At 69.0% G+C, this 13,024-nt stretch carries 10 protein-coding genes and 2 pseudogenes; 3 read left to right on the top strand and 9 right to left on the bottom strand.

Going from position 1 to position 13,024, the window contains the following annotated elements; genetic code table 11:
* Window positions 1-221, bottom strand: a pseudogene (locus A5711_RS07095) (D-alanyl-D-alanine carboxypeptidase); the annotation flags it as partial.
* On the opposite strand from A5711_RS07095, the gene A5711_RS26125 reads away from it, so the two are divergent.
* Complete coding sequence (locus A5711_RS26125) at window positions 178-378, top strand: hypothetical protein (RefSeq protein ID WP_369806125.1); 201 nt, start codon at window positions 178-180, stop codon at window positions 376-378. The pseudogene A5711_RS07095 and the gene A5711_RS26125 sit on opposite strands and share 44 nt — an antisense overlap.
* Here A5711_RS26125 and A5711_RS07090 read toward each other — a convergent pair whose 3' ends face one another.
* The 4 genes from A5711_RS07090 to ffh all read right to left on the bottom strand — a co-directional run bounded on the left by A5711_RS07090 (window position 379) and on the right by ffh (window position 5,591).
* Entirely contained in the window at window positions 379-987 is a 609-nt protein-coding gene (locus A5711_RS07090) for a TetR/AcrR family transcriptional regulator (protein ID WP_067944928.1), read from the bottom strand.
* Between the two features lies 1 nt (window position 988).
* Entirely contained in the window at window positions 989-2,818 is a 1,830-nt protein-coding gene (locus tag A5711_RS07085; protein WP_067944926.1) for an amidohydrolase family protein, read from the bottom strand.
* A 61-nt stretch (window positions 2,819-2,879) separates the two neighbouring features.
* Window positions 2,880-3,959, bottom strand: coding sequence for an amidohydrolase family protein (locus tag A5711_RS07080; protein ID WP_156744816.1), 1,080 nt, complete (start codon window positions 3,957-3,959; stop codon window positions 2,880-2,882).
* 75 nt (window positions 3,960-4,034) lie between these two features.
* Window positions 4,035-5,591 (bottom strand): signal recognition particle protein, encoded by a 1,557-nt coding sequence (gene ffh, locus A5711_RS07075; RefSeq protein ID WP_067944918.1) that lies wholly within the window; start codon window positions 5,589-5,591, stop codon window positions 4,035-4,037.
* Between the two features lie 143 nt (window positions 5,592-5,734).
* Between ffh and A5711_RS07070 the strand changes: the two genes are divergently transcribed.
* Complete coding sequence (locus tag A5711_RS07070; RefSeq protein WP_067944930.1) at window positions 5,735-6,529, top strand: alpha/beta hydrolase; 795 nt, start codon at window positions 5,735-5,737, stop codon at window positions 6,527-6,529.
* Window positions 6,530-6,634: 105 nt separating this feature from the next.
* Entirely contained in the window at window positions 6,635-8,365 is a 1,731-nt protein-coding gene (locus A5711_RS07065) for a DEAD/DEAH box helicase (protein WP_067944916.1), read from the top strand.
* A gap of 5 nt (window positions 8,366-8,370) precedes the next feature.
* Here the strand turns inward: A5711_RS07065 and A5711_RS07060 are convergent, their stop codons facing one another.
* From A5711_RS07060 to A5711_RS07045, 4 genes and pseudogenes are all read right to left on the bottom strand, one after another.
* Complete coding sequence (locus A5711_RS07060) at window positions 8,371-10,830, bottom strand: [protein-PII] uridylyltransferase (RefSeq protein ID WP_082975668.1); 2,460 nt, start codon at window positions 10,828-10,830, stop codon at window positions 8,371-8,373.
* Window positions 10,831-10,866: 36 nt separating this feature from the next.
* Entirely contained in the window at window positions 10,867-11,205 is a 339-nt protein-coding gene (glnB, locus tag A5711_RS07055) for a nitrogen regulatory protein P-II (protein ID WP_066952569.1), read from the bottom strand.
* On the bottom strand, window positions 11,202-12,593 hold the full coding sequence (locus A5711_RS07050; RefSeq protein WP_067944912.1) for an ammonium transporter: 1,392 nt from the start codon (window positions 12,591-12,593) through the stop codon (window positions 11,202-11,204). The genes glnB and A5711_RS07050 overlap by 4 nt, the downstream gene beginning before the upstream one ends.
* A gap of 184 nt (window positions 12,594-12,777) precedes the next feature.
* Window positions 12,778-13,024: pseudogene (locus A5711_RS07045) on the bottom strand (signal recognition particle-docking protein FtsY); the annotation flags it as partial.

Here is a 13,024-nt window from a genome sequence, read left to right as displayed (position 1 = left end):
GCAGCGATGACCAGCCGGCGGCCACCGCGGGCGGCGGCCCCGACGAACGTCTTGCGGGCCGCGTTGGTGAACCCGGTCTTGCCGCCGATCGCGCCGGGGTAGCGCTGCAACAGCTCGTCCTGGTTGGTGATCGGGTGATCGCCGTTATCGCCGGGGAACATCGCCGACGGCTCCGCGGTGATCTGCGCGAACACCGGGTTCACCAACGCGGCCCGCAAGACGTTCGTCGGGGCCGCCGCCCGCGGTGGCCGCCGGCTGGTCATCGCCATGATGTACGGCTTGATCAAAGAGGGCGGACCGACGTACTGGGACCAGGCGGCGACGTTGTTCGACTGGGGTTTCGCGCAAAGCCCGCAGTCCAGCATCGGCTCGCTGTAGCTATTCCGCCGGGCCGTCGTCCGGCGCCGCCGCCGACAGCAGCGTCATCAGCATCGGGATCCGTTGCTCGGCGATCTGCGGCTGCGGCAGCACCCCCTCCACCACCGCGGCCCCGTCGAACACGTTGGTCAGCAACGCGACCAGGACCGGGAACGTCTCCTCGGGGAAGCTTTCGGCTCCGGGCAGCGTACGGGCGGCGTCGTGAATCTTCGCCGAGTACTGGCGCAGCTCGGTTTGCAAAGTGGCCCTGAGCTTTTCGTCGGTGCGCGCCGCGACGAGCAGTTCGTACAGCACGGCGTTGCTCGGGGCGGCGGTGATGTCACGGAGTATCGCCAGGGCGGCTTCGAGCGCCGGCCGATCGGCCGGTATTTCGGCGACCCGCTTGGTGAACGTCTCGAGCTGACGACGCAGCACTTCGGATGCCGTGGCCGCCATGAAGTCGCCCATCGTCTCGAAGTGCCGGAACAGGGCGCCCACGGATACCCCCGCGCGCTTGGTGATCACGGCGGCCGACGCCCGGGCGTATCCGACCTCGATGATGGTGTCGATGCAGGCGTCGAGAAGCCGTCCCACGGTCTCTTCCCGACGCTGCTGCTGGGTTCTGGCCACGTCAGCCTCCGATTTTCAGGGCGCTCCGGTCCCGGTGCCGCTGGCCCGCACGCAGATAGCGGCCGGATTTCACGGTCCGGCCGTAGCCGTCGCGGAACTGGCCCGCGCGGAAGACGACCGCGCCGCCCACGCCCGTCGCGATGACGGCGTCGTCGTTGCGATTGACCATGCGCCGCAGGCCGCCGTAGAACGGCACCTCGTCCTCGTAGTAGCCCTCCACCGCTTCGTTGAGACCGGCAGGGTCGATCACCACGAAGTCCGCGCGGTCGCCCTGCCGCAGCGTGCCGGCGTCGACGCCGAACCACTCCCCCAATTCGCCGGTCAGGCGATGCACCGCGCGCTCGATGGACATGAACGGTGCGCCGGCCCGCTGTGCGTCCCGGGTCCGCTTGAGCAGCTTGACCGGGAAGTTGTAGAACGCCATGTTGCGCAGGTGCGCGCCGGCGTCCGAGAAGCCCATGTGCACGCTGCCCTCGTTGGCGAGCGCGTTGAGCAGCTTGGGGCGGTGGTTGGCCACGACGGTCGTCCACCGGACGTTGCGTTCGCCGTTCTCGACGAGCACGTCCAGGAACGCGTCGAGCGGGTGCAGCTTGCGCTCGTCGGCGATGGCCCCGAAGCTCTTGCCTATCAACGACTCATCGGGGCATTCGACGATGACCGCGTCGTGGAAGTCGCGGTGCCACAACGACGGCCCGAGTTTGATCCGGTCGAACTCCCTGCGGAACTTCCGGCGGTATTCCTTGTCGGCCAGCAATTCGTTGCGCTCCAACTGGTCCCGCAGGTGCAGGGCGGCCGTCCCGGCGCCGAACTCCTCGAAGACCGGAAGATCGATTCCGTCGGAGTACAACTCGAACGGCACCGGCAGATGCTGGAAGCGCACTTGAGACCCCAGCAGCTTGTTCAGCAGACGGGTGCCCGGGCCGAAGACGTAGACCGACAGTGGCATCGACTTGGCATCGGCGGACACCAGCATGCTCATGCGAACACCCTTGCCTCGGTTGAGGATTCGGCTGCTCGCCAGGAAGAAGAGCATCCCGGTCGACGGCTTGGCCACATCGGGGGCGCTCTGCAGAATGCGGCCGCGCTTGCGCAGCACCCTGATCAGCCTGCGCCGCTCGCGCCAGGTCGCGAAGGTGGACGGCAACGCCCGCGACCGGAAACGCTCGCCGTCGAGCTTGTCGATGGCCGCGTCCATCCCCGACATGCCGAGCACCCCGGCGTCGAGCGCCTCGTCGAGCAGGGCCGCCATCCGCTCCACTTCGGCGTCGGTGGGCTGCACGGTGGCGTCGGTGGCCCGATCGAGGCCCATCACCGCGGTCCGCAGATCCGAATGGCCAAGCAGCGAGCCGATATTCGGCCCGAGCGGCAGGGCGTCGATCGCCTTGATGTATTCGGCCGCGGACGACCAGGTCTTGTTTTGCAAAGCGCCGTAGACGAATTCGCGCGGCACGGCCTCGACCCGGCTGAAGAGGTCGGCGGCGTCCTCGGAGCTGGCGTAGACCGTCGACAACGAGCAGTTGCCCAGCAACACGGTGGTGACACCGTGCCGCACGGACTCCCGCAGACCCGGATCCAACAGCACCTCGGCGTCGTAGTGGGTGTGCACGTCGATGAAGCCCGGCACGATCCATTTGCCGGCGGCGTCGATCACCTCGGGGCACCCCGTCTCGTCCAGCGACCCGTCCGACACCGCGGCCACCACGCCGTCGCGAATGCCCAGCGTGCGGGTCTGGGGCGCGCTGCCGGTGCCGTCGAACCACAGCCCGTCGCGAATGATCACGTCGTAAGCCACTTTTGCCTCCAGTCGTCGTGGTGACACGGACCGTAACATAGATAGCAAGCACTCGCAATCTTTTCTGGCCGGCGTGTCCGCTTCGTCGGCCCCGCGCCGGCTAGGCCGGGGGACGGAACGCCTTGCCGCGCAGAATCACCAGGTCAGGACGGTGCAGGACGGCGGGGCCCGACCGCGGGTCGTCCGCGTAGCAGAGCAGGTCGGCCGACGCGCCGTGATCGAGCCCGGGGCGGCCCAGCCAGCGACGGGCGTCCCAGCACCCCGCGCCCAATGCATCGGTGGGGCTCAATCCGATGCCCTTGAGCGCCTCGATCTCGTCGGCGATGCGCCCGGGCGCGACCATCGTGCCGGCATCACTGCCGGCGTAGATCGGCACGCCCGCTTCGCGGGCCGCGGCGATCCGCGACAGGCCACGAGCGTGCAGGTCGCGCATGTGAGCGGCGTAGGTCGGATATTTCGCGGCGGCGGCATCGGCGATGCCCGGGAAATTCTCGACGATGTTGACCAGCGTGGGGACCAGGACGGTTCCGTGCTCGACCATCAGCGCGATGGTGTCATCGGTGAGGCCGGTGCCGTGTTCGATGCAGTCGATGCCGGCCGTGACCAGCCCCGGCAGCGCGTCCTCGCTGAAGACGTGCGCGGTGACCCGTGCGCCGTGGGCGTGCGCGGTGTCGATGGCGGCCTTGAGCACGTCGTCGGACCACAGCGGGGCGAGATCGCCGACGCTGCGATCGATCCAGTCGCCGACCAGCTTGATCCAGCCATCGCCGCGGCGCGCCTCTTCCGCGACCGCCTCGGGCAGTTGCCACTCGTCTTCCAGCTCGCGCGAGAATCCCGCCGCATACCGCTTGGGCCGGGCCAGATGTTTTCCGGCGCGGATGATGCGCGGCAGATCCTCGTGGTCGTCGAGGCTGCGGGTGTCGGTGGGTGAGCCGCAGTCTCGCAACAGCAGCGCACCGACGTCACGCTCGATCTCGGCCTGGGCGATCGCCTCGTCCAGCGGAATCTCTCCGTGCTCGCCGAGTCCGACGTGGCAATGCGCGTCCACCAGGCCGGGAATGACCCAGCCACCGTCGAAGACGGTGTCGGCCCCCGCGACCGGTTCGGTGCTGATGCGCCCGTCGACGATCCACAGCTCGGTTGGGGTCTCGTCCGGCAGCCCGACACCTCGCACGTGCATGCGCACGGCGCTGCTAATTCTTGCCGGCCCGATGGTGACGATCCGCTTCGCCCGGCTTCGCCGCGCTCGCGATCGTCACGGCTTGCCGGGGAACTTGAGTTTGGACAGGTCGAAGTCCGCCAGCCCGGGCGGCAGCTCGTTGAGGCCCTCGGGCATGTGCGACAGGTCGGGGAACCCCGCCGGCATGCCCGGCATCCCGGCGCTCAGCGGGTTCCTGGCCTTGGGCGGCGTCGGGCCCCGACCGCCCTTCTTGCCCTTCTTGCCCTTGCCGCCCTTGGCTTTTCGGGTCGCCGACTTGCGACCCATTCCCGGGATGCCCATGCCGCCGAGCATCGACGACATCATCTTGCGGGCCTCGAAGAAGCGGTCCACCAGCTGGTTCACCTCGGACACCGAGACGCCCGACCCGTTGGCGATGCGCAGCCGCCGCGACGCGTTGATGATCTTCGGGTCGGCCCGCTCTTCGGGCGTCATGCCGCGGATGATGGCCTGCAGGCGGTCGAGTTGCTTGTCGTCGACCTGGGCCAGCGCGTCCTTCATTTGTCCGGCCCCTGGCAGCATGCCCAGCAGGTTGCCGATCGGACCCATCTTGCGGATGGCGAGCATCTGTTCGAGGAAGTCCTCCAGCGTCAGCTCGCCGGTGCCGATCTTGGCCGCGGCGGCCTCGGCCTGCTCGGCGTCGAAGACCTGCTCGGCCTGTTCGATCAGGCTCAGCACGTCGCCCATGCCCAGGATGCGGCTGGCCATCCGGTCGGGGTGGAAGACGTCGAAGTCCTCGAGCTTCTCGCCGGTGGAGGCGAAAAGGATTGGGACGCCGGTCACCTCGCGGACCGACAACGCGGCACCACCGCGGGCGTCACCGTCGAGCTTGGTCAGCACCACCCCGGTGAAGCCGACGCCCTCGCGGAACGCCTCCGCGGTGGTGACGGCGTCCTGGCCGATCATCGCGTCCAGCACGAACAGCACTTCGTCGGGATTGACGGCGTCGCGGATGGCCGCGGCCTGGGCCATCAGTTCGTCGTCGATGCCCAGCCGGCCGGCCGTGTCGACGATAACGACGTCGTGGTGCTTGGCCCGGGCTTCGGCGAGACCGGCGGCCGCGACGGCGACCGGGTCGCCGGGCCCCGACTCGGGGGACTCGCCGGGATGGGGCGCGAACACCGGCACCCCGGCGCGCTCACCGACGACTTGCAGCTGGTTCACCGCGGCGGGCCGCTGCAGGTCGCACGCCACCAGCAGCGGGGTGTGCCCCTGGCCGCGCAGCCAGGCGGCCAGCTTGCCGGCCAGCGAGGTCTTACCGGAACCCTGCAGACCGGCGAGCATCACCACGGTCGGCGGCGTCTTGGCGAAGGCCAGCTGGCGGGTCTCGCCACCCAGGATGCCGATGAGCTCTTCGTTGACGATCTTGACGACCTGCTGCGCCGGGTTGAGGGCACCGGACACCTCGGCGCCCCGGGCGCGGTCCTTGATCCGGCCCACGAACGCGCGCACCACGGGCAGCGACACGTCGGCTTCCAGCAGCGCCAGCCGGATCTCGCGGGTGGTGGCCTCGATGTCGGCGTCGGTCAGTCGACCCTTGCCGCGTAAGCCCCGAAGGGCACCGGTCAACCGGTCGGACAGCGATTCAAACACCCCGCCAGCCTAGTGGTACTGCAAGCGCGGCCGGCTTAGCGCCGCCCGTCGACCGCGACACTGCAACTACGCACCCGACACGCCGGTAAAGGTGTGCGTAGTTTCAGTCTCGCCAAACCGGCGAACGGGTTTGAATGGTCGACATGCTCGAGGTGATCGACAAAGGATCGTGCAGCCGGGACCATCCGGTGCCGCTGCTCTTCGTGCACGGCGGCTGGCACGGCGCGTGGTGCTGGGAGCATTTCCTGGACTTCTTCGCCGAAGCGGGTTACCGCGCGGTCGCGATGAGCCTGCGGGGACACGGCGGCAGCCCGACGACCAAGCCGCTGCAGAAGGTTTCCATCGCGGACTACATCGACGACCTCCGTTCGGTGGCCGACGAACTGGGCGGCGGCCCCGTACTGATCGGCCATTCGCTGGGTGGCTTCGTCATCCAGCGCCACCTCGAAACGCGCAGCGCCCCGGCGGCAGTCCTGGTCGGCTCCGTGCCTCCGCAGGGCGTGCTCAGGTTGGCGGTGCGCGTCTGGCGTCGCCGGCCATCGATGACGATGGAAGCCTGGAGCGACCCCACGCTGCTGAAATTCCTCGCCACCCCGGCGCTGGCACGGGAGTACCTCTTCTGCGCCGACACGCCCGAAGCGGTCGTCGAATCCTGCAGACAACGCGCCGGGGCCGAGAGCATCCGCGCCGCGATGACCGATCCGATGGTCCGCCGCGTCAGAACCCGGCGGGTGACCACGCCGATGCTGGTCCTCGGCGCGGAGTACGACGGCTTCGTCAGCGTCGGCGATGTGCGCGCCACGGCGCGCGCGTATGCGACCGAACCGGAATTCTTCCCGATGGGTCACAACATGATGCTCGAGCCGGGATGGGCTGACGTCGCGCAACGCATCCACGGGTGGCTGCAAACCCGCGACCTCGCGGGCGCGCCACGGTAACCGCATCCGAGTCGTTACTGCGCCGAAAAGTGTTGGCGTGCTAGATTTCACGTCCACCGCTTCACCACGCCGGCAGCGTCGACAATTACAACAAAACGGGGGGAAATGTCCGTGCAACCGCTCGCTCGCACGGAGAGCTCCGTCGACGACAGCGGCCGGGCGCTGCGTGGCTGGCAGCGTCGGGCGTTGGTCAAATATTTGGCCGGCCAACCGCGCGACTTCCTGGCCGTCGCGACCCCGGGGTCCGGGAAGACGACCTTCGCCTTGCGGGTGGCCGCGGAACTGCTCAGCCAGCGTGTCGTCGAGCAAATCACAGTCGTGGTGCCCACCGAGCACCTCAAGGTGCAGTGGGCCCAGGCCGCCGCACGGCACGGCATCGCCCTGGACCCGAAGTTCTCCAACTCCCATGCCCTGATGTCGGGCGAGTACCACGGCGTGATGGTCACCTACGCTCAGGTCGCGGCGCATCCGACGCTGCACCGGGTGCGCACCGAGCAGCGCAAGACGCTGGTGGTCTTCGACGAGATCCACCACGGCGGTGACGCCAAGACCTGGGGTGACGCCATCCGCGAGGCCTTCGGCGATGCGACGCGCCGGCTCGCCCTGACCGGCACGCCCTTTCGCAGCGACGACAGCCCCATCCCGTTCGTGTCCTACGAATCGGGCGCCGACGGGGTGCGCCGTTCGCATGCCGACCACACCTACGGCTACGCCGAGGCCCTCGCCGACGGCGTGGTCCGGCCGGTGGTGTTCCTGGCCTACTCCGGGGAGGCGCGCTGGCGGGACAGCGCCGGCGCCGAGCACGCCGCGCGACTGGGCGAGCCGCTGACCGCCGAGCACACGGCGCGGGCCTGGCGCACGGCACTCGACCCGGCGGGCGAATGGATGCCCGCGGTGATCGCGGCCGCCGATCAGCGGCTGCGCCAGAAGCGCGAGCACGTGCCCGACGCCGGCGGCATGATCATCGCCTCCGACCGCACCGCGGCCCGCGCCTACGCCGCCCTGCTAACGAGGCTTACCTCGGAGGCGCCGACGGTGGTGCTGTCCGACGATCCCGGATCGTCCGCGCGCATCAGCGAATTCGCCGCCGGCACCAGCCGGTGGCTGGTGGCGGTGCGCATGGTCTCCGAAGGCGTCGACGTGCCCCGGCTCTCGGTCGGCATCTACGCCACCAGCGCCTCCACTCCCCTGTTCTTCGCGCAGGCCATCGGCCGCTTCGTGCGATCGCGCCGGGCTGGCGAGACCGCCAGCATCTTCCTGCCGTCGGTCCCCAACCTGCTGCAGCTCGCCAGCGAGCTGGAGGCGCAGCGCAACCACGTGCTGGGGGAACCGCACCGCCCCGACGACGATCCCCTCGACGGTGATCCCGCCGTCCGGACGCAGACCGAAAAGACCGAGACCGACAACGGCTTCACCTCACTGGGCGCGGACGCGGAGCTGGATCAGGTCATCTTCGACGGGTCGTCGTTCGGCACGGCCGCGCCGGCCGGAAGCGACGAGGAGGCCGACTACCTCGGCATCCCCGGGTTGCTCGACGCCGATCAGATGCGGGCGCTGCTGCACCGCCGGCAGGACGAGCAGCTCCAGCGGCGGGCCGCGCAGGGCGCGCCGGCCGCCGTGCCGGGGCCCCCGTCGATGCATGGCCAACTGCGCGAGCTGCGCCGCGAGCTCAACTCCCTGGTGTCGGCCACCCATCACCGCACCGGCAAGCCGCACGGCTGGATTCACAGCGAACTTCGCCGTCGTTGCGGGGGCCCACCGATCGCCGCCGCGACCCGTGAGCAGATCCAGGACCGCATCGAAGCCCTGCGGCGTCTCAACGCCGAGCACGCCTGAGCCCGCTAGTCGCCGACCGGCTCCTGCAGCACTTCGACCGTGGGGCCGCCCAGCACGGCGAGCAGGTTCTGCTCGATCGCGGCTCGCGCGTCGCGCTCGCCCTGGGCCGGCACCGTCACGCAGAAGACGTCGGCCGCGGTGGAGCCGAACGTGTTGACCTTGGCCCAGGCGATGTCGGATCCCGCGCGTTCCAGCGCGCGGGTCAACAGCGCCAGCAGACCCAACCGATCCATGGCGCGGACTTCGAAGATCAACTGGCCGGCGGTCGCCGTGTCGAGCCACAGGATGCGCGGCGGGGCGGTCGACCGGGTGACGGGCACCCCGGCCTGAATCTCACCGGCCCGCGCCGTGGCGGCGCTGACCGCGTCGCTGTCGCGCCTCTCCAGCGTGCCGAGGACGTCGAGGTCCCCGGCCAGGGCGCCGACGAATTGCTGGCGCAGCAAGCCTGATTCGGGCGGCGAGCCGAACACCGGAGACACGACGAACTCCACGATCGCCACGCCGTCGTGAATGTTGGCCAACGCCGAATGGATTCGCAGGGAGTTCACCGCCAGCACCGCCGCGGCTTTCGACACCAGCCCGCGCTGGTTCGGCGCGAGCATCACCGCGGTCAGACGCTCGCGGTCGCCGGGGTGCAGCTCCACGTGCACACCGCGGCCGGCCGCCAGCGAAAGATAGTGGGGCGCAATAGGTGCGGCCTCCGGAAGCGGCTCTCCCGCCATCACCAGCCGGCAGCGACGGACCAGGTCCTCGATCAACGACGCCTTCCAGTCGCTCCACACCCCCGGACCGGTGGCCTTCGAATCCGCCTCGGCCAGCGCGTGCAGGAGCTCGAGCAGTTGCGGGTCGCCGTGCAGGGCCGCGGCCACCGACTCGATGGTCTTCGGATCGTTGAGATCGCTTCGGGTCGCCGTTATCGGCAGCAGGAGATGGTGGCGGACCATGCCCGCGAGCGTGTCGGTGTCCTGCGCCGACAGCCCCAGGCGGTCGCCGATCGGAATGGTCAATTCCGCGCCGAGCACACAGTGGTCCGTGCCGCGCCCCTTGCCGATGTCGTGCAGCAGCGCGCCGAGCGCGAGTAGGTCGGATCGCGCCACGCGGGTGGTGAGCGGGGCTGCGTTGACGGTGGTTTCGACGATGTGACGGTCGACGGTCCACTTGTGCGAGACGTCGCGCGGCGGAAGGTCGCGCACCGCGTCCCATTCCGGGAAGAGGCGGCCCCACAGCCCGGTGCGGTCCAGCGACTCGATCGTGTTCACCGCCGTGGGCCCGGCCAGCAGCACGACCAGCAGGTCGTCCAGCGCCTCCCGCGGCCATGGCGACGGCAAGTCCGGGACACTGTCGGCGAGTCGTTTGAGCGTGCCGGCGCCGATCGGCAGGCCGGTGTCCGCCGACGCGGCCGCGACTCGCAACACCAACCCGGCGTCGGTTTGGGGTTGGGCGTCGCGGGCGAGCACCACCTCGCCGTCGTACTCGACCACCCCCTCGTCCAGCGGTCGCCGCTTCGGGCGCCGCACCAAGGCGGTGAGGCCGCGTCGGGGCAGCGCGTTCTGCGCGGTCCGCAGGCCGGTTTCGGCGTGGTAGGCGATGGTGCGGCTGACGCTGGAGAGCATGCGGGACAACGCAAATCGGTCCCCGACGCCCAACGCGGCGCTGACCTCGTCGGCGAACTGCGCCAGCAGTTGATCGAGTCCGCGCTTGGACACCCGGTGCAGTTCGGTGCGGACATCGAGCAACGTGAGGTAGGCGGCGTTCAGGGATCCGCCGGGCGCGTCCGGATGGCCCATGCCGTGGCGGTCGATCAGCTGCGCGACGCCCAGCGCGTCGAGCAGTTGGACGTCGCGCAGCCCGCCGCGCCCCGATTTCAGGTCCGGTTCGGCCCGCTGCGCGATGCGCCAACACCGTTGCCAGCGTTCATATGTCATGGCAACGAGCTCGTCCATGCGGGACCGGATTGCGCTGCGCCACTGGCGCCGTGCCCCGTCGATCAACTCCGCCGACAGCCGCTCGTCCCCGGCGATGTGACGGGCGTCCAGCATGCCCAGCGCGGCTACCAGGTCGCTGTTGGCGACGCCGAGGGCGCCCGATACCGTCCGCACGCTGTGGTCGAGCCGAACGTTGGCGTCCCACAACGGATACCACAATCCGTCGGCGACCCGCTGCAACTCCGCGTCAGACTTGTTGTCGTGCAACAGCATCAGGTCGAGATCCGAATACGGCAGCAGCTCGCGGCGGCCCAGGCCACCGACTCCGACGATCGCGAAACCGCTACCATCGGCGATGCCGATCTCGTCGGCCTTGGCGACCAGCCAGGATTCGTGAAGCTCCAGCCAGGCTTTCCGGAGCTCCGCGGCGCCGAGGTGACTGCCCTCCGACAGCAGTTGGCGCCGCGAGGCAGCCAAATCGGCTGCCCCGCCGGCGCTTCCTGTCCCCGCTTCAGATGACCTGTCGGATGGGCTTGTCATACCCTCCCGGCCTGGTTCAGCAAGTTGGGGCCACGGTCAGAGGGCATCGGTTCCGCGTTCACCCGTGCGCACTCGCACAATGGTTTCCACGGGGGTGACCCAGACCTTGCCGTCACCGATCTTGCCGGTGCGCGCCGCCCGGACGATGCTGTCCACGACCTTGTCCACGATTGAATCGTCGACCACGACCTCGATTCGCACCTTCGGCACGAAATCCACCGAGTACTCAGCACCCCGGTAAACCTCGGTGTGGCCCTTCTGCCGCCCGTACCCCTGAATTTCGCTGACCGTCATGCCCAGGACGCCCGCGTCCTCGAGGCTGGTCTTCACGTCATCGAGGGTGAACGGCTTCACGATTGCGGTGACTAGCTTCATGCCTGCTCTGCCTCCACCTTGTCGCCCACTCGGTCCTCCTCCAGGCCGTTGCGGTCATCCACCGGAATCCGCGCCGCCGGGAGAACGGACCCCTGCCCACCGATCGTCCCGAAATCGTACGCGCTCTCCGCGTGCTCGGACTCGTCGATGCCGGTTGATTCTTCTTCGGCAGGGACACGCAACCCGATCGTGTACTTGAGGATCAAGGCCAAGATCAGCGTGACGATGCCGGAGTAGAACAGTACCGCGAAGGCGCCGACGGCCTGGCGTTCCAGCTGGGCCCAGCCGCCGCCGTAGAACAACCCCTTCGACACCCCTGCGACACCGTTGATCGCCGTGGATTCCGGCGCGGCGAGCAGGCCGACCAGCAAAGTGCCCGCCAGACCGCCGATCATGTGCACCCCGACCACGTCGAGCGAGTCGTCGAAGCCGAACTTGAACTTCAGCCCGACCGCCAGCGCGCACACCACTCCGGCCACCGCGCCGACGACGATCGCACCCAGCACGTTGACCGACGAGCAGGACGGCGTGATCGCCACCAGCCCGGCGACGATGCCGGACGCCGCTCCCAGCGTCGTGGGCTTCCCGTCGCGGATGCGCTCCGTCAGCAGCCACGCGAGCATGGCCGTGGCGGTGGCGACTGTGGTGGTCATGAAGGTCGCACCGGCGGAGCCGTTCGAGGTGGTCGCCGAGCCGGCGTTGAACCCGAACCAGCCGAACCACAGCAAGCCGGCGCCCAGCATCACGAAAGGCAGGTTGTGCGGCCGGAACAGCGTGGTGGGCCACCCGCGGCGCTTGCCCAGGACGATCGCCAGCGCCAGGCCGGCCACACCGGAGTTGATATGGACCGCTGTCCCTCCGGCGAAGTCGATTGCATGCAGCTTGTTGTTGATCCACCCGCCGTGCTCGGACGCGAAGCCGTCGGCGGCGAACACCCAGTGCGCGACGGGGAAGTAGACCAGCGTCGCCCACAGCCCGGCGAACACCAGCCAGGCGGTGAACTTGAGCCGATCGGCCACCGCGCCCGAGATCAGCGCGACGGTGATGATCGCGAACATCAGCTGGAAGGCCACGAACACGGTGGCGGGCATGGTGCCGGCCAACGGGATGTCGACCTGCGTGACGCCCTTGCTCGGGTCCGCCTTGACGGCGTTGCCGCCGATAAGTTTTGCCAGGCCCCAGTAATCGGTCGGATTTCCTACGACACCGCCCCGGTCGTCACCGAACGACATCGAGTAGCCGTAGAGCACCCAGAGCACGGTCACAACGCCCATGGCGCTGATGCTCATCATGATCATGTTGAGCACGCTTCTGGTGCGCACCATGCCGCCGTAGAAGAACGCAAGACCCGGCGTCATCAACAGCACTAGCGCGGAACTCGCCAACATCCAGGCGGTATCGCCTGTGTCTGGTTGGCCCAATTGCGGGAATGCCACTCGCTCACCTCCGGTCGGACATGAATGGCCGTCAGGCGACGCCTGTGGCCTGCGAGAACCATGCGCAATGGTTGTTTCCGCAGTGGGGCCACCGTGTTTCGGCGGTATTAACGTCCCGCTCGCCGTGTAAGGGGTTTCAGCCGAGCAGGGCGTCGACGAAGGCGCCCGGCTCGAACGGCGCCAGATCGTCGGGACCTTCCCCGAGCCCGACCAGTTTCACCGGCACCCCGAGCTCTTGTTGGACGCGGAATACGATGCCGCCCTTGGCCGTACCGTCCAGCTTGGTCAGCACGGCGCCGGTGATCTCGACGACCTCGGCGAACACCCGCGCCTGGGCCAGCCCGTTCTGCCCGATGGTGGCGTCGAGCACCAGCAGCACCTCG

It is taken from the genome of Mycobacterium sp. E2238 (assembly GCF_001672665.1).
Classification (GTDB): domain Bacteria; phylum Actinomycetota; class Actinomycetes; order Mycobacteriales; family Mycobacteriaceae; genus Mycobacterium.
The sequence above is the reverse complement of the archived record's forward strand: the minus strand, read 5'-3'. Positions and strand labels throughout refer to the sequence as shown.

Excerpts from the sequence above, each read along its gene's own strand:
- A5711_RS07085 (WP_067944926.1), bottom strand. The coding sequence starts at position 2,818 with ATGTTACGGTCCGTGTCACCACGACGACTGGAGGCAAAAGTGGCTTAC.
- A5711_RS07080 (WP_156744816.1), bottom strand. The coding sequence starts at position 3,959 with ATGCACGTGCGAGGTGTCGGGCTGCCGGACGAGACCCCAACCGAGCTG.
- A5711_RS07070 (WP_067944930.1), top strand. The coding sequence starts at position 5,735 with ATGCTCGAGGTGATCGACAAAGGATCGTGCAGCCGGGACCATCCGGTG.
- A5711_RS07065 (WP_067944916.1), top strand. The coding sequence starts at position 6,635 with ATGTCCGTGCAACCGCTCGCTCGCACGGAGAGCTCCGTCGACGACAGC.
- A5711_RS07060 (WP_082975668.1), bottom strand. The coding sequence starts at position 10,830 with ATGACAAGCCCATCCGACAGGTCATCTGAAGCGGGGACAGGAAGCGCC.
- glnB (WP_066952569.1), bottom strand. The coding sequence starts at position 11,205 with ATGAAGCTAGTCACCGCAATCGTGAAGCCGTTCACCCTCGATGACGTG.
- A5711_RS07050 (WP_067944912.1), bottom strand. The coding sequence starts at position 12,593 with ATGTTGGCGAGTTCCGCGCTAGTGCTGTTGATGACGCCGGGTCTTGCG.